At 36.4% G+C, this 20467-nt stretch carries 17 protein-coding genes; 7 read left to right on the top strand and 10 right to left on the bottom strand.

The window, feature by feature from the left end; all coding sequences use genetic code 11:
* Window positions 1-54: 54 nt before the first annotated feature.
* Complete coding sequence (locus tag DMB95_RS06555; RefSeq protein ID WP_142931408.1) at window positions 55-660, top strand: DedA family protein; 606 nt, start codon at window positions 55-57, stop codon at window positions 658-660.
* Window positions 661-723: 63 nt separating this feature from the next.
* Here the strand turns inward: DMB95_RS06555 and DMB95_RS06550 are convergent, their stop codons facing one another.
* The 4 genes from DMB95_RS06550 to DMB95_RS06535 are packed head-to-tail and all read right to left on the bottom strand — an operon-like array spanning window position 724 to window position 4301.
* Complete coding sequence (locus DMB95_RS06550) at window positions 724-1893, bottom strand: CsgG/HfaB family protein (protein WP_142931407.1); 1170 nt, start codon at window positions 1891-1893, stop codon at window positions 724-726.
* A 10-nt stretch (window positions 1894-1903) separates the two neighbouring features.
* Window positions 1904-2530: a penicillin-binding protein activator LpoB gene (lpoB, locus tag DMB95_RS06545; RefSeq protein ID WP_137632557.1), complete on the bottom strand. Its 627-nt coding sequence runs from the start codon at window positions 2528-2530 to the stop codon at window positions 1904-1906.
* An 18-nt stretch (window positions 2531-2548) separates the two neighbouring features.
* On the bottom strand, window positions 2549-2932 hold the full coding sequence (locus DMB95_RS06540; protein ID WP_137632558.1) for a DUF1425 domain-containing protein: 384 nt from the start codon (window positions 2930-2932) through the stop codon (window positions 2549-2551).
* 10 nt (window positions 2933-2942) lie between these two features.
* Complete coding sequence (locus tag DMB95_RS06535; protein WP_185906686.1) at window positions 2943-4301, bottom strand: hypothetical protein; 1359 nt, start codon at window positions 4299-4301, stop codon at window positions 2943-2945.
* 252 nt (window positions 4302-4553) lie between these two features.
* Here DMB95_RS06535 and argB point away from each other — a divergent pair, with 252 nt between their 5' ends.
* Window positions 4554-5402, top strand: coding sequence for an acetylglutamate kinase (argB, locus tag DMB95_RS06530; protein WP_137632561.1), 849 nt, complete (start codon window positions 4554-4556; stop codon window positions 5400-5402).
* Window positions 5399-6586 carry an aspartate aminotransferase family protein gene (locus DMB95_RS06525; protein WP_142931405.1) on the top strand — a complete coding sequence of 396 codons (1188 nt, stop codon included), beginning with the start codon at window positions 5399-5401 and terminating at the stop codon, window positions 6584-6586. Before argB ends, DMB95_RS06525 begins: the two co-directional genes overlap by 4 nt.
* Before the next feature lie 64 nt (window positions 6587-6650).
* On the opposite strand, the gene DMB95_RS06520 is transcribed toward DMB95_RS06525, so the two are convergent.
* From DMB95_RS06520 to DMB95_RS06510, 3 genes are all read right to left on the bottom strand, one after another.
* Window positions 6651-8063, bottom strand: a complete 1413-nt coding sequence (locus DMB95_RS06520; RefSeq protein WP_142931404.1) for a type I restriction-modification system subunit M — start codon at window positions 8061-8063, stop codon at window positions 6651-6653.
* A gap of 95 nt (window positions 8064-8158) precedes the next feature.
* Window positions 8159-9346: a restriction endonuclease subunit S gene (locus tag DMB95_RS06515; RefSeq protein WP_142931403.1), complete on the bottom strand. Its 1188-nt coding sequence runs from the start codon at window positions 9344-9346 to the stop codon at window positions 8159-8161.
* A 129-nt stretch (window positions 9347-9475) separates the two neighbouring features.
* Window positions 9476-12256, bottom strand: a complete 2781-nt coding sequence (locus DMB95_RS06510) for a type I restriction endonuclease subunit R (protein WP_142931402.1) — start codon at window positions 12254-12256, stop codon at window positions 9476-9478.
* A gap of 247 nt (window positions 12257-12503) precedes the next feature.
* On the opposite strand from DMB95_RS06510, the gene DMB95_RS06505 reads away from it, so the two are divergent.
* Window positions 12504-14513: an LTA synthase family protein gene (locus DMB95_RS06505; RefSeq protein WP_142931401.1), complete on the top strand. Its 2010-nt coding sequence runs from the start codon at window positions 12504-12506 to the stop codon at window positions 14511-14513.
* A gap of 6 nt (window positions 14514-14519) precedes the next feature.
* On the opposite strand, the gene rrpB is transcribed toward DMB95_RS06505, so the two are convergent.
* A complete protein-coding gene (gene rrpB / locus DMB95_RS06500) occupies window positions 14520-14852 on the bottom strand; it encodes a MarR family transcription factor RrpB (protein ID WP_142931400.1) in 333 nt (110 codons plus the stop codon).
* A gap of 294 nt (window positions 14853-15146) precedes the next feature.
* On the opposite strand from rrpB, the gene DMB95_RS06495 reads away from it, so the two are divergent.
* The 3 genes from DMB95_RS06495 (at window position 15147) to truD (ending at window position 17834) form a co-directional block, all read left to right on the top strand.
* Window positions 15147-15782 (top strand): SDR family oxidoreductase, encoded by a 636-nt coding sequence (locus DMB95_RS06495; protein WP_142931472.1) that lies wholly within the window; start codon window positions 15147-15149, stop codon window positions 15780-15782.
* 128 nt (window positions 15783-15910) lie between these two features.
* Entirely contained in the window at window positions 15911-16732 is an 822-nt protein-coding gene (locus tag DMB95_RS06490; RefSeq protein ID WP_142931399.1) for a thiamine-phosphate kinase, read from the top strand.
* The gene (truD, locus tag DMB95_RS06485; protein WP_142931398.1) at window positions 16701-17834 is read left to right on the top strand and encodes a tRNA pseudouridine(13) synthase TruD; all 1134 of its coding nucleotides are present in this window, start codon (window positions 16701-16703) and stop codon (window positions 17832-17834) included. Before DMB95_RS06490 ends, truD begins: the two co-directional genes overlap by 32 nt.
* Here truD and kcuS read toward each other — a convergent pair.
* Window positions 17818-18078, bottom strand: coding sequence for a KCU-star family selenoprotein (gene kcuS / locus DMB95_RS06480; RefSeq protein WP_137632572.1), 261 nt, complete (start codon window positions 18076-18078; stop codon window positions 17818-17820). The genes truD and kcuS overlap by 17 nt on opposite strands.
* 11 nt (window positions 18079-18089) lie before the next feature.
* On the bottom strand, window positions 18090-20270 hold the full coding sequence (locus DMB95_RS06475) for a carbon starvation CstA family protein (RefSeq protein WP_142931397.1): 2181 nt from the start codon (window positions 20268-20270) through the stop codon (window positions 18090-18092).
* Window positions 20271-20467: the final 197 nt, after the last annotated feature.

The following is a 20467-nucleotide window of genomic DNA, read 5'->3' as shown; positions in this document are numbered from 1 at the left end:
CAAAAAGCCCATTTTTTGGGCTTTTGCTTTTTAATTCTTTTTTGAAATGAACTCATGCAAGAACTTATAGACTTTATACTTCGCACTGCAAGCGAGCTTGGCTATCTTGGCATAGTGCTTTTAATGACTTTAGAAAGCTGTTTTATCCCTTTTCCTAGCGAGGTTGTGATGATTCCGGCTGGATATTTGGCTCATAAGGGCGAGTTTAATATATACGCGTGTATAGCGTGTGGGGTTTTAGGCTCTATTTTAGGGGCTTTGATTAATTACTATCTTTGCTTTTTCTTTGGGCGAGCCTTTGTGCTAAAATGGGGTAGATATATAGGGATCAATGAAGTTAAATTTGCTAAATTTGAGGCATTTTTTAATAAACATGGCGAGTTTTCAACCTTTGTGTGTCGCTTGATACCGGGCATTCGTCAATATATCTCTATGCCAGCTGGCTTAGCGAAAATGAACCTAAAAAGATTTATCTTTTTTACAGGCTTGGGGAGTTTTTTGTGGGTTAGTATCTTAGTCTTGCTTGGATATTTTTTAGGGCAAAATGAAGAGCTTATCGCTGAGTATTTGCACCAAATTCTTATCATTATCTTTATCCTCATTGCTATTGCAAGCGTGCTTTATATCTATATACGAAAAAAAGCTAAGAATGAAAAGTAGAAAAAAAAGATCAAAATAGACAAAGGGACTAGCTGTCTTTTTGTCTATTTTTGTTTTGTGAGCTTAAAAGCCTAAATTCACACCGCCATTTGTGCCAAGTTTGTAAGTAGCTTCTCTGCCTTGTTCGCTTGAAAGCGTGCAAGTATCATTAAAGCTTGCTGTGCCTTGTAAAACCTTGCCTTTTGAGCTGTTTTTATTAGCACTTGTGATTTGCACCTTTGAGCTTGTGCCATTGCTTTTGTTTATACACTCATACACTGCGTTTAGCTCAAGCTCTTCTTCAAAGCTTACTTCACCTTCATTTGCAAGCGTGATATAAGCTGGATAAAGTTCATTTAAAATGTCTTTTGAAAGAGCATTTGCTATTTTTGTTAAAGCTTCTTCATTTGTTTTAACACTCTCATCTTTAAGGCTAAGTTGCAAAGTAATGGTATTTGCAAGCTTAATCTCTTTTGTAGCAAATAAGATCAAGCGATAATCCACTGCCACATCGCCTTTAAGCGTATTTGATTGAGTGGTGAGCTTTGAGCTTTTACTCGAACTTGCGCTAATATCTCTTAGGTTAAAAATCAGCATATAATCACTTCCCATGACATTGCCAAGCTTGAAAATATCTTCACTTGAGCCATCTTCACTCTCAATCACAGCTTTTTCAGCCTTATAATAGGCTTCGTTTTTTCTATCTAAGACATTAAATTTCTTGCTTTTTGTGAAATCATTAACAAGTTTTTGTCCTAAGTTTTCGCCCAAAGCCTTAAATCTTGAAGCATTAAAAATCACCAAATTTGGCTTTTCATTGCGTGAAAAAAGTGTCTTAAAGACATTAACGCTCACAAAATACCTTCCATTTGGCTCTAAAGCCACTTTAGTAAGCTCATAGCTGTCTATATAGCCTTTTGTGGCTTTAAAAGTTGAGCTTGTGAAGACTTGAGGCTGAAAAAGATTGAAATTTGAAAAGTTTTGTGTGCGGATTTGTTGTTTGAAATTTGCTGTATTAAAGCCCTTAAGTTTCATTACTGCATCGATAATAGCAAGCCTTAAAGCTTCTTCTTGAGTTGGCGCACTTGCTTGTCCGCTTGAAACTTTGATAAAAGTGCCTTCTTTGCTTACAACAGAAGTGGCAGTATCTGGGCTAAAATTTGTCGCAGTAGAATTTGATTCTACTGCTTGCTCGTTTGGTTGGGCTAAAACAAAGCTAAAGGTGCATAAAACGAATAAAAAAAACCTTTTCATCACAAAAGCCTTACCAAGTTACAGACTTTTTATCGCCTGCTTTTGAGATAGTTTGTTCATCTTCCCAATACGCCAAACCGCTGTTAAGATCAGTTACGCTAAGCAAGAAGAAGTATTCAGCTTGAATATCGCCATTTCTTAGCTTAACAGTATCTTGTCTGATCTTGCCAGCTAGTGAAAAATCCGGTGCAACAAGAGTGCCTTTTTTAGCGATAGTGCCTTGATTAAACTCATCATTATCTCTTAACTCTCTTACATCATGGCTCATACTATCTCTTGCCCCACCAGCTGCTACAGCTGTAGTAAGCACAAATTTACCTGATTTTCTAAGAGCGATAGTGATCTTTGAGATGAGCTTATCTGTGTCAATCCTTTGAGGTGTGTCATTGACTATGCGTCCTATAGCGATAACCTTTCTTTGTCCTGGGGCGATATTTGCAAAAGCTGGATCTTTAAGCATGCTTTGTATCATCACATCAGCAGCATTTTCAAAATCTTCTCTATCAAGTCCTAAAGTCAGCGCATCGCCTTGTTTGACTTGTCCGCTTTTGCCATCAGTATAAACAGGCTTAGTGCCGCACGCTGTGAGTAGTGCGCCAAGCATAACGCTTAGAGCTAGTGTTTGAATTTTTTTCATTGTTTCTCCTTTTTGAATTTATTTTTCACTTAAAATGATCCTAAAATCGCTAGCGTCTTTATCGCTTGCTACTCTTTGGATCAAAAACTCTTGATTTTCTTTGAGCGTAATGTCTTTAAACACACCATCTTGATAAGTCTTAAGTGTAAAGCCGTCTTCATCTTTCCACGAAATTTGATAGCTGAGTTTAAGCTCATCTTCACTTAAAAGCACAAGTTCAAATTCAAGCAAGCCGTTGCTATTGGTTTTATAGTTAAATTCTTTTACGATTTGCTTTTCTACGCCTTGAAAGCTAATGTGCTTTTGCACCCTTTTTTCTAAAGCGTTTGGTTCTTTACTTGAGCAAGCAAGAAAGACAAAAGCAAGACTTGCAAGGCTTAAGATAAGTAAATTTTTCCTCATTTTTTCTCCTTTAAGGTTGGATTAGATAAAACGCATTTGGTAAGTATCTTAAATACGATCTTATCACAAGCATAGCGTTTTTATCTTTGTTGATTTCATTGTTTGTGTAAAGAATCCTGCCATCATCGCTTTTTATGACAAGTTCGCCATTATTTTCTATCATTGCTACGCTTGCAAATTTAGGTAAAGCATTCCAAAAACGCACATCAGCTCTGCTTGTCGAGGCTGTAACTATGCTGCTTGCCATGCTAAGTAAGCCTCCTGTTGGATCATTTTTAGCCACTGCAGCATTAAGCGTGGTTTTAAGTATGGTTGAGCTGATAGCTTTAGTGATCTTACTTGCAAGCTCTGTTTTAAACTCAGTGGCAATCACATCATCAAAGCTGACAAATTGTGAAGTTTTAGTCTCATTTGCAAGCAGATAGCTAAAGGAATTTTCCCTTTTTTTCAAGGTTGGTAGCGCAAAAGAACTTGTGATGAGATTATCATCAAAGATAAAAGGTAGCGTAAAGCTAAGCTCATCAAGCCCAGCTCCAAAGCCACTTTCATACACAACAAAGATGTATTTTTGAAGTCTTTGTGGGTTTGTTGAGGAAGCGTATTGGTTAAACACTCTAAATTCTTTTTTAAACTCGGCACTTCTTGAGTTAATCACCGCCACTTCTTTAAGCAAATCAACCGCCCTTGTATAATCTTTATCTAAAAAGAAAAATAAGGCTGCGGTGTAGGTAGCATAAGGGTTGATAAAGTTTTTACTTGTATCAAAGTCTTTGAGGAGGTGATCGTATTGTGAGAGCACATTTTCATAGTTTTGCTGCATATTTTCATCAAAATTTTGTGTTTTTTTGGCTTCTTCAAATTCGGCTCTACTGGCTGCGATTTGGCTTGCAAAGTACTCTTTTGCCTTGTCTTGACGCATTAAAGCCCTGTTAAATTCAACTCTTGCGTTTTCAAAGTCGTTTAAACTCATAAAATTTAAGCCCTTATAGACATTAACCATTATCCTTTCATAAAGCGTGCCTTGATAATCAAACACAGCTTCATTTACAAGGGCTGATCCAACAAGCCTTGCACCTTTTGATCCAAGTCCTTCTAAATCTACATCGTATTTATAAGCCTCTTCAGCTTTATCTAAGAAATCATTGCTGGTATTAAAATCTTGACAATTTCTTGCGATGGCTCCTGCGTTTAAGCCTGTGTAAATGATATCTTTGTTGCTATCCATTCGCTTTTGTTCTGCTTTAAAGAAGCTTTCAGAACAAAAATGATCGCTTAAAGCTTTTTCGTAAAATTGATTATCTGCTGCGTGGTTTGCACAAGCACTGAAAATAAGCAAAAGAGCCGGTAAAACAAAAAGTATCAAACGCAAAGCATATCCTTTTAATCGATAAAAAATCAGCATTATAGCATAAAAATCTTTTTTTATGAAAATATAAATAAAAACGCGATAGCAAGCCCCATGCAAAAAGCGGTAAGATAGTATATCATTAGGTATCCTTTTTTGAGTAATTATAATTTTTTTGATTTAAAAACTTATAAATTTATATAAAACACATTAAAAATAAAGCAAAAAGATACTACAATTTTAAGAAAATTTTTGTATAAAAAGCGAGAAAAAGCGATGAAAACTTATCTTGAAAAAGCAAATACGCTCATTGAAGCTTTGCCATATATACGCAAGTTTAATTCTAAAATCATAGTGATTAAATACGGCGGATCGGCTATGGAAAATGAAGCCCTTAAAATCAGCGTTATGCAAGACATAGCCCTTTTAAAGCTTGTCGGCTTAAAGCCTGTTATCGTGCATGGTGGTGGTAAAGAAATCACTTCAATGTGCGAAAAACTCAATGTCAAAAGCGAATTTAAAAACGGGCTTAGAATAAGCTCAAAAGAAGCTGTAGAAGTGGCTGAAATGGTGCTTTTTAAGATCAATAAAACCTTAGTGCAAAACCTTGAATGTCAAGGCGTGAAAGCGCTTGGAATTTGTGGCAAAGATGGCGGGCTTTTGCATTGTGAAAAGCAAGATGAAAGTTTGGGCTTTGTAGGGCGTATCAAAAGCGTGCGCCAAAGTGTGCTTAAAGACTTGCTAGAAAAGGACTTTTTGCCTATCATCGCTCCTATTGGTATGAATGAAAACTACGAAAGTTTTAATATCAATGCTGATGATGTAGCGTGCGAGGTTGCAAAGGCTTTAAGGGCTGAAAAACTTGTGTTTTTAAGCGATGTCGAGGGACTTTATAAAAACTACGAGGATAAAAACTCACTCATCTCAAGGATAGGGATCAAAGAAGCAAAAGAGCTTATCAAGCACACACAAGGCGGTATGCTTGTAAAGCTTAATTCTTGCGTTGATGCCCTTGAAAATGGCGTAAAAAGAGTGCATATCTTGGACGGACGCGTTAAACACAGCCTTTTGCTTGAAATTTTTACAGATGATGGTTTAGGGACATTGATAGGAGGGGATTTATGAAGTCATACAAAGAACAAAGCCATATAGTGCAAACTTACAAACGCTTTGATCTCGTGCTTGAAAGAGGCGAGGGCGTGTATCTTTACGATGATAAGGGACAAGTTTTTCTTGACTTTGCTGCTGGGATAGGGGTTTGTGCCTTAGGCTATACGCACAAGGGCTTTAATGAAGCCTTAAAAACACAGCTTGATAAGCTTATACACACAAGTAACCTTTTTTATAACGAAAATATCGCTACTGCTGCTTCAAACCTAGCCAAAGCAAGTGGTTTAAGCCGTGTTTTTTTCACAAATTCAGGCACAGAAGCTATAGAAGGAGCGATGAAAGTTGCTCGCAGGTACGCGTATAATAAAGGCATTAAAAATGCTGAGTTTATAGCGATGAAGCACTCTTTTCACGGACGCACACTAGGAGCTTTAAGCCTAACAGCAAATGAAAAATACCAAAAGCCCTTTAAGCCACTTATCCGCGGAGTAAAATTTGCCGAGTTTAACAAGCTTGAAAGCGTGCTAGCAAAACTAAGCGATAAAACTTGTGCCATAGTGCTTGAAAGCGTGCAAGGCGAAGGAGGGATTAACCCAGCGCAAAAGGCTTTTTATGAGGCTTTAAGAAAGCTTTGTGATGAAAAAGACATTTTGCTTATCGCTGATGAAATTCAGTGTGGTATGGGGCGAAGTGGGAAGTTTTTTGCATACGAGCATTTTGGCGTTTTACCTGATGTGATGACAAGCGCAAAGGCTCTTGGTTGTGGGCTTAGCGTAGGAGCTTTTGTAGTAAGTGAAAAGGTAGCTCAGCACTCGCTTGAGTATGGCGATCATGGAAGCACTTATGGGGGCAATCCTTTAGCATGTGCGGCTGTTAATGCTGTATTTAAAGCATTTAAAGAAGAAAAAATCCTAGAAAATGTCAAAAAACTTAGCCCTTACCTAGAAAAAACCCTAGATGAGCTCGTGCAAAAATACAAATTTATACAAAAAAGAAGCGGCTTAGGTTTTATGCAAGGACTAAGTTTAAGCCCTAAGGTAAAGGTAGCTGATGTGCTTAGCAAAGCAAGAGAGAACAAACTCATACTCATTAGCTGCGGCAAAAATGATTTGCGTTTCTTACCACCCCTCATCATCAAAAAAGAGCATATAGATGAGATGAAAGAAAGGCTAGAGCAGAGTTTAAAAGCTTTTGTGTGAGTTAAATTTGCTTCATTTTACTTTAGGAAAGAACCTTTGCTCTTTCCTAAAGGATAAGACACTTTTACAAAATCCCCTCAATCTCGCTTAACGCAAGCTCTAAATTCTGCCTTACTTGCTCGCATAAAATTTGTGGGCTTTCTAGCATTTCTAAGTCTTGTAAATTCTCATCTTTGAGCCAAAAAATATCTAAATTGCTCTTATCTCGCTCTAAAATCTCACTTATACTAAAGCTTTTAAATCGCTCGCTTTCCTTGCGTGCTTTAAAGTCTCCAGCGCAAAAACATTCCTCAAAATCCTTTAAATGCTCGCTACTTAAAGTATTTGTAACCAAGCTTAAATTTATATTTGTGCGTAAGTCATACACCCATACTTTTGCATCTTTATCGCTTGTTTTGACTCTGTCAAAAAACACTACATTTGCCTTTACACCTTGTGCGTAAAAAATCCCAGTTGGCAGGCGCAAAATCGTATGCAAGCTAAAATCATTCAAAAGCTTTTTTCTCACCTTTTCACCAGCCCCGCCCTCAAAAAGCACATTATCAGGAAGCACCACAGCGGCTTTTCCACTGCCATTTAAGATACTCATTATATGTTGTAAAAAAATTATTTGCTTATTTGAAGTGCTTGCAAAAAAATCATCTCGGCTATATTCTTCTTTTTGATTTTTCACCTTGCCATCGCTGCTAAGCACCTTTGTAGCGGACTTCTTACCAAAGGGCGGATTAGTTAGCACCATATCAAAACGTTTCTCGCCCCTTTTAGCAAGAGAATCGCCTATCTCAATATCTGGCGTATAAATTCCATGCAAATACATATTCATCGCACATAAACTCGCCACAAGTTGCGTTACATCTTTGCCTACAAGGCTTTGAGTTTTCAGCTTTTTTAGCTCTTCTTTATTTGGTTTTTGTTTTTTCATATACTCAAAAGCACTCAGCAAAAAGCCGCCAGTTCCGCACGCAGGATCGCAAACACTCATGCCAATTTGTGGGCGCATAAGCCTTACAATGCTATCAATCAGCACCCTAGGCGTAAAATACTGCCCCGCTCCAGCCTTTGTTTCAGTCGCATTTTTTGCCAGCAAGCCCTCATAAATCGCACCTTTTACATCGACATTTAGCCCCATCCAAGTTTCACTATCAATGAGCGTAAAAAGCTTTTTGAGTTTATTTGGTTCTTTTATTTTATTTTGTGCGCCATTATAGATTAGCCCCATTACGCCACCTTGCTTTGAAAGTGTGTTAAGCGCGTTGTTATAAGCCTCCAAAAGCTCCTCGCCATCAAGGGCATTAAGCCTTTGCCAGCGAAACTCACTTGGAATCTGCGAAGTCTCGCCCACCTCTTCTTTTTCATCTTCCATTTTTAAAAAGAGCAAGTAGCTAATCTGTGCCACATAATCCGTATAAGTAACCCCATCATCACGCAAAATAGTCGCAAAATTCCACACTTTTGTAACGATAGCATTTTCTTGCATTTTTATCCTTTAAACTTTCTCATATCAAAAAATAAGCATAATTTTAACATATACCTTGTAAAAACAAATTAAAAAGCTTGGTATTGACATAATACTTAACATACTAATTCCCCACTAAAAGCCTTATTTAAAAGCGAGGCTTTTAATTTGCTGAGTTTATCCAAACTATCATTTACAAAATAATCTAGCTTTTCTATGGCTTTAAATTTAGATTCCAGAATCTCTACAATTTGTTTTTGAGTTTTTACAGGTGGTAGGGGGATTGGTAATTTTGCAAAATTATTTTTATTTAAAATTGGTAATGTGGTAGATGAGGCATTTATTTTGATAAGCTCTTGAAATTTAGGCGATATGCAATAAAAATACATAAATTCTGGCAAAAAATTATCAGAAGGCAAAATAGCGTTAATTTGCTGATTGCATATTCCTTCTTTTCTTATTAGCCCTGTTTTTCCAATAGTTGCACCAATACAAGTAACCAAAACTGAACCGCTTTGAAGTTGCCTAGAAATTTCATAACCTTTTAAAGAGACATTATCCAATGCACTATCAACGAAATATCCATTATTTAAGTCCGTTGGCTTATAAAATGGATAGTTATTTCCGTAATATTCAGCATTTTTCTTACTAGGTGTTGAGCCTGTAATAATTTCGCACACTTCCCCAAGTGTTTTAACTTCCCAATCTCGCGGTAAATTAGAAGCAGTATCATCGTGGCTTAGCGCTTGCAAGTCATTATCTTGCAATAAAGTCCCATTAAAAGCAGAGTTAAGTAATGAAGCCTTAAGTTTTACTAAGTCTTTTTTAACTAAATTCAAAGCATTTGTAGCATTTTCTATCTTAGCAAATTTAGATTCTAGAATCTCTACGATTTGTTTTTGAGTTTCAATCGGCGGTAGGGGGATTTTTTCTTTTTTGTAGTCCCTAAAATAAATATGAGGTATCACCGAACCGCTTATGTATTGATTAAAATTTATTGTATGCAAAAAGTAAAAAAGATATTTTATATAAACCTCTTGGTTGCATTCTAAATAATGCATCGTCCCAATAACAGATGATTGCTTAGGTAGCAAAAATACTTTTCCAACCGAGCCATCTTTTACTACGCCAATACATTCATTTTCTTTTTCATAAAAATCAATATATTTAATTATCCCCTTTGCTCCATAGATAGGATAAATTCCCTCATTATTTTCAATATTTCGCAAAATAATATTAGAATTTTTTGATTCACACACTTCCCCAAGTGTTTTAACTTCCCAAGTTTTTGGTAGTTTAGTCATTATTTAAGAACCCCTAATATGTATTAAATAGTCACTGCTAGTAAAGCAATCATTGTTTTTTGCATTATTTGGTAAAATCTTTTTTAAAAATTCATAATTAATCTTCATCATCATACTCCATTTTAAATACTAACCCACCAAAGCCAAATTTAATTCCTCAAGGATTATATCCAAATCCTCTTTGAAAATCGCTCTTGCTCTATAAATTCCGCCCATATCCTCGCAGATTGCTTGTATATCTTGTATGATAACACAACCATTCATCGCTATATAGTCTTTTATAAGCTCTAAAAACTCAAGTTGTTCTTTGTTAAAATCAATGCCTTTTTTGATACATCTTCCAAGCCAAAGATTGTAGCGAGAATTTGCTAGATTGCTAAAATCTTGCAAGATTTTATCTTGTCCTAGGGCAAAGCGGACAAGCTGGATTATATTTGTTAGGTTTTTGGCTGGATTTTTGCATTTTGCTACTTTTTTAGTTTCAAGCATAGTATAAGCATTCCAAAGCTTGTTTATATCGAAATTTTCAGCCCTTAGCTTCTTACTTAGCTCATTTATCAGCTCGTAAGTTAAATGTCTTTTTGCGTAGTTTTGTGAATAAATGATTTGTAGGGCTGTGATTTCATCTTTGTTTTGCAAGATAAATTGTGTGAAGTCATTAATCAAATTTTGGGATTTTTCCTTGCTAAAATCAGCTTCTATAAGCTCATCTTTGCCGGCTATATCGATATAAAGCTTTGATTTTTGTGCAAATTCTAGGAGTTTGTTTGTGAATTTTTCGTTGTGAAAGAGTTTGAGAATTTCTTTATTTGAGCTTTCTTTTTGTGCCGAGTTTTTCTCATTTAAAGGCTCATTATTTGGCTTATCCTCTATCTCAAACTCATCAGCTAAGTTTAAAAGCTCGCTTGCTATGGTATTTAGGCTTTGAGGAGCTGTTAAAGCTTGCTTATCATCGTTTTTATTTTCCACTTCATCATTTGAGTTTATATCAAAGCTTGGCTCTGGGATAAAGCTTTGCAAAATTTCCATATCGGTTTCATCAAGCTTGTTTGTGATTCTAATGAGCCTTGAAGCAAGGCTGGTTAGGATTTCTTTAGCTGGGTTTGGCTGTTTAAGCTCGTTTAAAAGCTCTTTAAAGCTCATATAATGCTTTTGCTCTAGCACTCTAGTGTGGTGCTTTTCACTCTCAGTTACGCCTATAGCATCAACGACATAAAAATGCGTTTTAGAGTCTGCATTTGGCGTAACTTCTTGCAAGTCCTCATCGCTTATACTTCTTGCCCCACGCCCTAGCATTTGTTCATAATACGCACTTGATTTGATATCACGCATAAAGATAAGCACTTCTAGGGGCTTGATGTCTGTTCCAGTAGCTATCATATCCACACTTACGGCGATTCTAAAGCTTTGAGAGTGGCGGAATTCATTTATCAGATCGCCTGCATTTACTCCACTTACACTATAGGTGATCTTTTTTACAAAATCATTGCCTTTGTTAAAGACTTCTCTTGCTATCCTTGTGATATTTTCAGCGTGATTATCATCTTTTGCAAAGATTAAAGTTTTTGGGATAAGATCAAAATTTGCCTCTCGTTGTGGATAAAGCTTGGTAAAAATGCTGTCTTTATAGGCTTGCAAAATGGTGCGGATTTGATCTGGAGCTAAAATCCTAGAATCCAAATCTTTTTTATCGTATTCTAAATCCTCATCTAGCTCTTCATACTCAATCTTTCTTGTGTTTTTATTCATCACAGGCACTTCAAATTCGCAGTCTTTTTTGATGATATTACCATTTTCGCTGATTTGTGTTTTTATACGCAAAATTTCATAATCTACATTAACCTTATCGATGATGGACTCTTCAAGCGTATAGCTTGAGACTAAGTTTTGATCAAAAAAGGCTATGGTATGTTTTGAAGGCGTGGCGCTAAGCCCTATAAGAAAGGCATCAAAATACTCCAAAACCTGCCTCCACTCGCCATAAATGCTTCTATGACACTCATCGATAATGATAAAATCAAAAAAGCCAATGCCAAGATTTGGATTATAAACAACTTCTTTTGTCTTTTTATCGCTTTGATAGCTGTTTTCTAGCTCCTCATTAAACTCAAGCTCGCCTTGAAGCATAGAATAAAGCCTTTGAATCGTGGTAATAACGACTTTAGAATCATCTGCAATAGTGTTTGTTGTGAGGTGATTTACTTCATAAATTTGTGAAAATTTATACTTTGAATTTGGTGGATTAAAATCATCAAATGCTGCTTTTGCTTGTGAGCCAAGGTTGTTTCTATCCACAAGAAAAAGAATGCGTTTAGCATGGGCGTATTTAAAAAGGCGGTAGGTAAAATTGCAAGCCGTAAAAGTCTTGCCAGCTCCTGTTGCCATTTGGATCAAGGCTCTTTGCTTGCCTGCTTTAAGCGAATTTTCAAGGCTGTTTATAGCTTCAAATTGACACTGGCGTAAATTTAAACGCTCAAGAGGTAAAATATCATGAAGTCTTGCTCTAAGGCTAGTTTGCTCGTTTATAAGCTCTTTGAGTTCTTTTGGGTTATGAAAAGCAAAAAGCCTTCTTGCTCTTGCGTTTGGCTCTTTATAGTTTGTAAAATAAATTTCATTAGCATTGCTTTCATAGCAAAGAAAAATGCCGTATTTATCGGCATAGCCCTTGCTTTGACTTTCTGCTCCACTTAGTGCTAGTCCTTGCTTTTTTGCTTCAATGATAGCTGCTGGCTTAGAATCCACAAAAAGCACATAATCAGCCCGCTTATCATCATCAAAGATAAATTCCATCACCGCAACATTTGCTGTCAAATGTAAGCTAGAATTTTGAAAATCCTCAAATTTACACAAAACATAACCAGCCTTGCTTAAAAGCTCATCGATTAACACTCGTGCGGATTTTTCTGGCATTGGTATCCTTAAATTTAAATTTATGACAATTATAGCACAAAACGCTTATTATCACCGAGTAAATATATCTTAAGCGTCATTATGATATTTTTATTTGCCAATCTTAAATTTGGTGCATTTTTAGCTAAAAATCTTGCAACTCAAAAGCATTTTTAAAATAGATATTTTGCTTTTTTTGATATACTAAAGTTTAAAATTAAGAGTTTAAGCTATTTTATGAGTCTTTGCTCTTATCTTAAGGAAGTAAATGCTTACTCATAGAAATTTTTTACTTTTATGCTTTGTTTTTGCGCTCATCTTTGCCTTGAGCTTTTTTATCATGCGTTTAAGCCTTGATCTTGCTTTTTTGCCTCACCTTGACTTAGATGAGATATTTGCTCTTTATAAAATGGGCTTTTTGCTAGATATGAGAGCGATTAGCCCTATGCTTTTAGTTATTTTGTGTTTGGGTTACATCGTGCTTTTAAAGCAAAAATTTGCGTGCTTTCTTGCTTCAAAGGGCTTTAACTCCGTCTTTTTTTCAAATTCTTTTGATAAAAAATTTATTATTTTTATAGTGGCTTGTTTTGCTGCTTTTGTCGCTTTTAGCGCGCTTGGGGGATTTTATTATTTTAAAGCTTATCATACTAAGATAGATGTTTTTATCTTTGGTTTAAAAGATGATGATACGGCTGCGATTTTAAAGATCATTTGGCAAGATTATCCTGTGCTTGTCATTACTTTTGTGTGCGTTTTATACGCATTTGTGTGTGCTTTTGTTGCTAAAAAGATACTTTTGCTTTCTTTTGCAAGACAAAGCTTTATTTTAAGTGTGATTATAAATGCGCTAGTGATTGTTTTGCTTGTCGTTGGTGTGCGTGGGAGCATTGGCACTTTTCCTTTGCGCGAGGATATGCACCATATCTCTAAAAATCCTTTGGTAAATCATATCGCTACAAATCCTATCATCGCTTTTGGCTGGGCTTTAAAGCATTATAAAGAGCAAGAAAATTTTCATCAAGTCAAACTTAGCGAGGGTAAAGCTCTTGAAGAAAAGCTTTTTCCTATCTTTTTTAAAGAAACTTCGCCATTTAAGATACAAAAGCCTATGAATGTTGTCGCGGTTTTAATGGAAAGTTTTGGCACAAATATGCTTTATCTTGATGATGTAAAAGACTTTGATCTTTTGGGCGAATTTAGGCAGCATTTTGAAGCTGGTTTAAAAGCAAAAGAAGGGCAGAGTGATTTTACTTTTATGCGTTTTTTATCTTCTGCTAATGGCACAGCTCCTTCTTTTTCCAAACTCTTTTTTCTTTCTGCAAGTGCGAATATCTCCTTAGGACAAGCTAAAAACACCAAGCTTGCTTTTACGCCTTTTGATATATATAAAAAGGCTGGATATGAAGTCATTTTTATCACGACAGGCAATCGCTCGTGGCAAAATTTAGGCGATTATGCAAGTGTTTTAGGCACTGATGCGGTGTATGATAGTAACTATATAATGGAGTATTTTAAAGAGAGCAATGACTCAAAAAACACTTATGGCGTGCTTGATGAGTATGCGTATAAACTTGCTTTTGAGTTGCTTGAAAACGCCACAAAACCCACTTTTATCGCTATGCTTACAACGACAAATCACCCACCTTTTACCCTACCAGCTCATTTTAATGCTCCACAATACAAGCTTGAGGGCAAAACGCAGTTTTTCAAGTATGAAGAACAAGAAAAAATCAAAACTATGCTTGGTGTATTCACTTACGCAAGTGATGCCTTTGGGCGGTTTATTTCTCAGCTTAAAGCTTCAAAACTTGCTTCAAACACGATCATCGCAGGAAGTGGCGATCATATTAGTCGTGATGTTGTGCTTGAAAATCCTTTACTTATGCACGCTGTGCCACTTTATATGTATATACCAAAAGAACTTTCAGCACAGCTTCATTTTGATGAAAAGGTGCTTGGCTCGCACAAAGATATTTTTCCAACCCTTTATGCTTTGAGCTTGAAAGAGTATGAGTATCTCACGCTTGGCGGACGCAATTTGTTTGATAGCGCAAGTGATGAAAGGTATAATTTTGCTCTTAATGATAGTCTTTATATTGATAAGCACGGATTTTTTGCTAGGGGGGGGGGCATTGAAAAAATAGGATATGAGTTTAAAGATCATTTTTTTATGCCAACAAATAAAAGCTTTGCGAATGAAAAACAAGATTTTTTCAAGCTTTATGACGAGCTTGATTGGTGGCAACTTAATTACCGCGTAAAAGGGCTTTTAGAGTAGCTTTTATTACGCAAGTTTTTTATAATACTCACCCCAATTTACAAGACTATTAAACACACTATCCAAGCTTAAACCAAGCTCAGTAAGTGAGTATTCCACTCGTGGTGGCACTTCTGCATATACTTTTCTTTTGACAAGTTTTGCGCTTTCAAGCTCTCTTAAGTTTTGTGTTAAAACTTTTTGAGATATGCTTTGATTTTTTGTTGCTCCTATACAACGTTGCAGTTCATTAAAGCGTTTGGCTCCATTCATCAAATCCCTTATAATAAGCATTTTCCATTTATTGCCGATGAGATTTAAGGTTGTTTCAACAGGACATGGAGAAAAATACGCTTTCATTTTTACTTCCTTTTTTAAAAAATTTAAAAAAATTATAGCTTGTATTTGCTTAATTTTCCATAATACTTACTAAAAAGATAGTATAGAATAAAAAAGTGCCTTCTTGACTTTTGAAACTGACTTTGATAAATTTTCATCATCACTTTGAGTGAGTAAGCTAGCTTTAAATTTAAAGGAGAAAAGATGAATAAGCTTTCAAGAAGAAAGTTTTTACAAAAAAGCTTGGCAGGCTTAGCAGTGATTACTGCAGGAGCAATACCAGCTTTTACACAAACACATAAAAAAGGAGAAAAAATGAAAACAATCGCAGTTTTAGCCGCAAGTGGCAGATCAGGTAGGCTCATCGTAGAAGAAGCCTTAAAAAGAGGATATAGCGTTACGGCTTTTGTAAGAAGCGCAAACAAGCTTGAAGAAAAGCCGAATTTAAAAGTTGTTGTTAAAGATATCTTTGCTCTGCAAAAGGCGGATTTAGAAGGCTTTGATGTGATCGTTGATGCTTTTGGGGAGTGGAAGGACTTAAGCTTACACAAAAAACATATCGATCATTTAGTGTCACTTTTGCAAAACAATAAAGCCAAATTCCTTGTTGTAGGTGGTGCAGGAAGCTTATATCTTGATCAAAGCCACACTACAAGACTTATGGATACGCCAGATTTTCCAGATGAATTTAAAGGCGTGGCAAATGCTACAGCTGAAGTTTTGGGCGTTTTAAGAGGACAAAAAAGCTTTAATTGGGTGTATGTATGCCCAGCAGCTGTGTTTGACTTTGAAGCTCCTGCTACAAACTCATACAAAATCATCGGCGAAGTATTTGAAACAAACGCAAAAGGCGAAAGCAAAGTAAGCTATAAAGACTACGCAAGTGCTATGCTTGATATCGCAGAAAATGCGAATTTAAATCAAACTCGCGTCGGTGTTATAGGCTTATAAAATCAAAAAATGGGGAGGATAAAACCCTGCCCCATTTTTAGCACTCACTTTAATACTTGTCTTATTTTTCCTTAAATTCCAGCAATTTTCAAAGAGTATTTTCAAGCTTTTTAGCTATAATGCGGCTTATGGATAAAGAAAGTTTAATCATCAAAGCCTTTGAAAACGCTAAAAACGGAGATGATGGTGCTGTTGTTGGTAAGTATTGCTTTTCAAAGGATTTGTTTTTTGAGGACGTGCATTTTAAGCGGACTTGGTTTGATTTAGAACAAATCGCATACAAAGCCATGCTCGTGAATATCTCAGATGCCATAGTGATGAATGCTAAGGCTAAATACGCTCTTTTAGGACTTGCTTTACCAAAAGATATCAGCAAAGATGAGATCAAATCCTTACAAAAAGGCTTTTTAAAGGCAGCTAAAGATTTTCAAATTCAAATCATTGGTGGCGATACGATAAGTTTTGACAAAATCGCTATTTCAATCACACTTATTTCAAAAATTCGCAAAAAAGCAGTATTGAGAACAGGCTTAAAAAAAGGCGATTTGCTTGCTTTTACAGGAAAACTCGGGCAGGGTTTGCAAGGATTAAGAGCATGCGAAAAAGGTGTAAAGCTTGATAAAAATCATCGCTTTGTTAAGCCAAAGCTAAGGCAAGATTTTTTTTATAGCGTTGCTTCTAAGCTTTCTTGTGCGATGGATATCTCAGATGGTTTAAGCAAAGATTTATCAAGGCTTTTGGGTTTAAATAAACTTGGGCTTAAGTGGCTTTGTGAGTTAAGCAAAGACGAGCTAGAAAGTGGCGAGGAATATGAAATTCTTTTTGCCTTTGAGCCAAAACACAAAGAATTTATAGAAAAAATGGCTCGAAAAACACACACAAAGATCACTATTTTTGGGCAAGCACAGAAAGGAAGATATGAATTTAGAGGAAAAGAACACCATTTTTAAGCCCGTTTTTACGCTTAATCATAGTCCTATAAAGGCGTATTTTAGTAAAAATTCAAAAGATTTTGTGGTGCGTGAAGTGCCTTTGTATGAATTTAGCGGTGAGGGCGAGCATTTAGTCTTTGAAATCGCTAAAAAGGACTTAAGCACACATGAGGCTTTAAGGCTTTTAAGCGAGCATTTGGGTGCAAAAATGCGTGATTTTGGTTATGCTGGGCTTAAAGACAAACAAGGCTATACAACGCAGTTTTTATCGCTTCCTCGCAGTTTTGAATCAAGGCTTTTGGAGTTTAAGCACGAAAAACTTGAGATTAAAAATACTTTTTTGCATAAAAATAAGCTCAAAATCGGGCATTTGAAAGGCAATTCTTTTTTTATCAGGCTTAAGAAAGTAGGAAAAGTTGAGGCTATCAAGCTTGAAAATGCTTTTAAGGCACTTAAGGAGCAAGGTTTTGCAAATTATTTTGGCTATCAACGCTTTGGCAAATTTAAGGATAATTTTAATCTAGGGCTTGAAATTTTGCATGGAAAAAAGCTAAAAAATAAAAAAATGAGTGATTTTTTTATCTCGGCTTTTCAAAGCGAACTTTTTAATCGTTATTTGAGTAAAAGAGTTGAGTTATCACACTTTGCTAGCAAACTTAGCCTTAAAGAATTTGCACTTATTTATAAACTTGATGAGGCTAGAGCAAGAAAGATTGTAGAGCAAAAGCAGTTTTTTAAACTCCTTGAAAACGAGGTTTTGGGGCATTATCCTTTTGGTAAATGTTTTTTGTGTGAGGATTTGGATACAGAAATCAAGCGTTTTTTAAACAAAGAACTAAGTCCTATGGGACTTTTACTTGGTGTAAAAGCTTTTGAGTGCAAAGAGGGTTTGGCTCAAAACTTAGAAGATGAAATTTATCATGATTTTTATACATTCAAAAGTAAAATGCAAGGCTCAAGACGCTTTGCGTGGAGTTTTTTAGAAGCAGCTTGTTGTCGATATGATGAGCAAAAGGCACATTTTTGCTTGGAATTTTTCTTGCAAAAAGGCTCTTATGCTACCACTATCTTAGAAGAACTTTTACACGCCCGCTTTGATGAGTTTAGCAACAACGCGTAAAACCGCCATTGTATCTTGCATCAAGAGCTTCTTTGAAAAAATCACTTCTTGAAAGAATTTCTTGATCTGGGTGCTTTGTTTTCATATGCTCGACATATTTGTCATAACTTGGCATTCCCACAAGCAAGTTGATAAAGCGATCACTTTTTCTGTAGAGTTTTTTAAATTTATCAAGCAAGCTCTCCCTGTCAAGCCCCAAAGGGGCTGGCAGGGTGTTGCTTCGCTTTACTAAAGCTGTTCCCATTCACTTTTGCCTTAATGAGAGCTTGAAAGTGAGTAAGAATAATCACTTGCTTTATGATAAGGTTCTTCACTAAGTGGCCATCTTTGTCCTTGTCCTTTGTAGGTGTAATAGCAAATTTTGATTGTTTCAAAAAGCACTACAAAAACAACGATCATAAACAAGCCGCAAAGCACAGCATCAAGTAAATTGTTATGGAAATTAATTTGTGCTGCTTCTAAAGCTCTTTGTGTCGCATTTGGATCATTAAGCACAGCCAAAGCTTTTTGCACCGCAGCCACATGGCTTACCGCATCATGCACAGCTTCGCCATTCATCGGCATAAGTTTTTGGAAAGATGCCCAAAGTGTGGTTAAAAGCACCCAAAATGCTGGAACTATAGTAACAAAAGAGTATTTTGCTTTACCCATTTTGAAAAGCACAACCGTTGCAAGTAAGAGTGCGATGCCCGCAAGCATTTGATTTGCTGCACCAAATAAAGGCCAAAGTGTGAAAATTCCACCTTTTGGATCAATAACACCTTGATAAAGCAAATATCCCCAACCAGCTATACAAAATACAGAAGCGATAAAGCCATAATACACAGAGCTTGTATCACCCATTGGTTTATAGATATTGCCTAAAATATCTTGGATAAGATACTTACCACTTCTTGTGCCCGCATCAACGGCAGTCAAGATGAAAAGCGCTTCAAAAAGTATGGCAAAATGATACCAAAACGCCATTGTGTGTTCCCCACCGATAAAAGGAAGTTTATGCAAGATATGTGTTAAACCTACCGCAAAAGTTGGTGCTCCACCTGTTCTTGAGACTATAGTTTGCTCGCCAATTTGAGCTGCTGTTGCTGGGATAAGTTGATCATAAGGCGTAGTAAGCGCTGTTGAATCAAGTGTAAAGCCAGCATTTTGTAAAATAGTTTTTAAGTTTTGCTCAACTACTGCTAAATCCGGGCTTCCAGCCTGTCCTAAAAGTGCGGTTGTCGCATTTGGATCAAGAGTGTTAAGCGGAGTGTTGATCGCAAAATAAAGTCCAGGCTCAAGTATGCACGCTGCGATTAAAGCCATGATACCAACCATACTTTCCATAAGCATAGCCCCATATCCTACCATACGCGCATGCGTTTCTTTTTCAAGCATTTTTGGTGAGGTGCCTGAAGAGACTAAAGCGTGAAAGCCTGAAATCGCACCGCATGCTATAGTGATGAAAAGAAAAGGAAAAATTGAACCTGCAAAAACCGTGCCTTTGCCATCAATGAAATTAGTAACGCTTGGCATTTGTAAATCAGGATTTACAATGATAACACTAATCGCCATGATAGCGATAACGCCTACTTTTAAGAAGGTGCTTAAGTAATCTCTTGGAGCAAGGAAAAACCACACCGGAAGCAAAGATGAGATGAAGCCGTAACCAATCACGATTAAAGCAAGAAGTTTTTTATCAAGCAAGAAATAATGATGAAGTGGATGCGCTGCATCAGCTATGCTGTGTCCATACCAAAGAGCGACGATAAGGAGGATAAAGCCGATGATACCAGTTTCTCCTATCCTACCCGGGCGGATAAAACGCATATAAATTCCCATAAATATCGCAATAGGAATAGTCGCTGCCACAACAAAAAGCCCCCAAGCTGATTCAGCAAGAGCATTAACCACAACCATAGCAAGAATGGCTACGATGATAAACATGATGAAAAGTATGCCAACCATAGCAATACCGCCGGTAACTTTACCCATTTCATCTTTGATCATCTCGCCAAGCGATCTTCCTTTGCGTCTCATTGAAAGGAAAAGCACAGTAAAGTCATGCACGGCTCCAGCTAAAACAACGCCAACTAAAAGCCAAATCATACTTGGCAAGTATCCCATTTGAGCGGCTAAAACAGGACCTACTAAAGGACCAGCTCCAGCAATAGCAGCAAAATGATGCCCAAATAAAATGATCTTATTTGTTGGCACATAGTTTTTGCCATCACCATTATATACCGCTGGTGTGGCACGATTATCATCAAGTTCAAACACCTTTTGTGCGATAAATAGGCTATAAAATCTATATCCTATCATATAAACGCACACAGCAGCAACAACGATCCAAATCGCACTAATGGTTTCACCTTGTTTGAGTGCAACCACACCAAAACACCAAGCCGCAATGACAGCGACTAAAATCCAAACTAAACTTGAGAGTGTTTTATTCACCTTAATTCCCCTCCATAAATTTATAAAATTCATCAGCAATTATAACATTACTTTTTTTAAAATACTCCATTTTTGATTAAATTTTATTCAAAACAAAATAAAAACTAAACAATAAGACTTATTGAAATCAAATAAAATCGGTATTGAATACAAGAGAAAATTTTAAACAAAATATTTATGAAAGATGAATTTAAGAA

Source organism: Campylobacter sp. MIT 12-8780 (genome assembly GCF_006864535.1).
Taxonomy (GTDB): Bacteria; Campylobacterota; Campylobacteria; order Campylobacterales; family Campylobacteraceae; genus Campylobacter_D.
This window is presented reverse-complemented; position numbering and strand designations above follow the sequence as displayed.

What these genes read in the sequence shown, in the direction of transcription:
- DMB95_RS06555 (WP_142931408.1), top strand. Translation starts at nt 55, where the DNA reads ATGCAAGAACTTATAGACTTTATACTTCGCACTGCAAGCGAGCTTGGC.
- DMB95_RS06550 (WP_142931407.1), bottom strand. Translation starts at nt 1,893, where the DNA reads ATGAAAAGGTTTTTTTTATTCGTTTTATGCACCTTTAGCTTTGTTTTA.
- lpoB (WP_137632557.1), bottom strand. Translation starts at nt 2,530, where the DNA reads ATGAAAAAAATTCAAACACTAGCTCTAAGCGTTATGCTTGGCGCACTA.
- DMB95_RS06540 (WP_137632558.1), bottom strand. Translation starts at nt 2,932, where the DNA reads ATGAGGAAAAATTTACTTATCTTAAGCCTTGCAAGTCTTGCTTTTGTC.
- argB (WP_137632561.1), top strand. Translation starts at nt 4,554, where the DNA reads ATGAAAACTTATCTTGAAAAAGCAAATACGCTCATTGAAGCTTTGCCA.
- DMB95_RS06525 (WP_142931405.1), top strand. Translation starts at nt 5,399, where the DNA reads ATGAAGTCATACAAAGAACAAAGCCATATAGTGCAAACTTACAAACGC.
- DMB95_RS06520 (WP_142931404.1), bottom strand. Translation starts at nt 8,063, where the DNA reads ATGCAAGAAAATGCTATCGTTACAAAAGTGTGGAATTTTGCGACTATT.
- DMB95_RS06515 (WP_142931403.1), bottom strand. Translation starts at nt 9,346, where the DNA reads ATGACTAAACTACCAAAAACTTGGGAAGTTAAAACACTTGGGGAAGTG.
- DMB95_RS06510 (WP_142931402.1), bottom strand. Translation starts at nt 12,256, where the DNA reads ATGCCAGAAAAATCCGCACGAGTGTTAATCGATGAGCTTTTAAGCAAG.
- DMB95_RS06505 (WP_142931401.1), top strand. Translation starts at nt 12,504, where the DNA reads ATGCTTACTCATAGAAATTTTTTACTTTTATGCTTTGTTTTTGCGCTC.
- rrpB (WP_142931400.1), bottom strand. Translation starts at nt 14,852, where the DNA reads ATGAAAGCGTATTTTTCTCCATGTCCTGTTGAAACAACCTTAAATCTC.
- DMB95_RS06495 (WP_142931472.1), top strand. Translation starts at nt 15,147, where the DNA reads ATGAAAACAATCGCAGTTTTAGCCGCAAGTGGCAGATCAGGTAGGCTC.
- DMB95_RS06490 (WP_142931399.1), top strand. Translation starts at nt 15,911, where the DNA reads ATGGATAAAGAAAGTTTAATCATCAAAGCCTTTGAAAACGCTAAAAAC.
- truD (WP_142931398.1), top strand. Translation starts at nt 16,701, where the DNA reads ATGAATTTAGAGGAAAAGAACACCATTTTTAAGCCCGTTTTTACGCTT.
- kcuS (WP_137632572.1), bottom strand. Translation starts at nt 18,078, where the DNA reads ATGGGAACAGCTTTAGTAAAGCGAAGCAACACCCTGCCAGCCCCTTTG.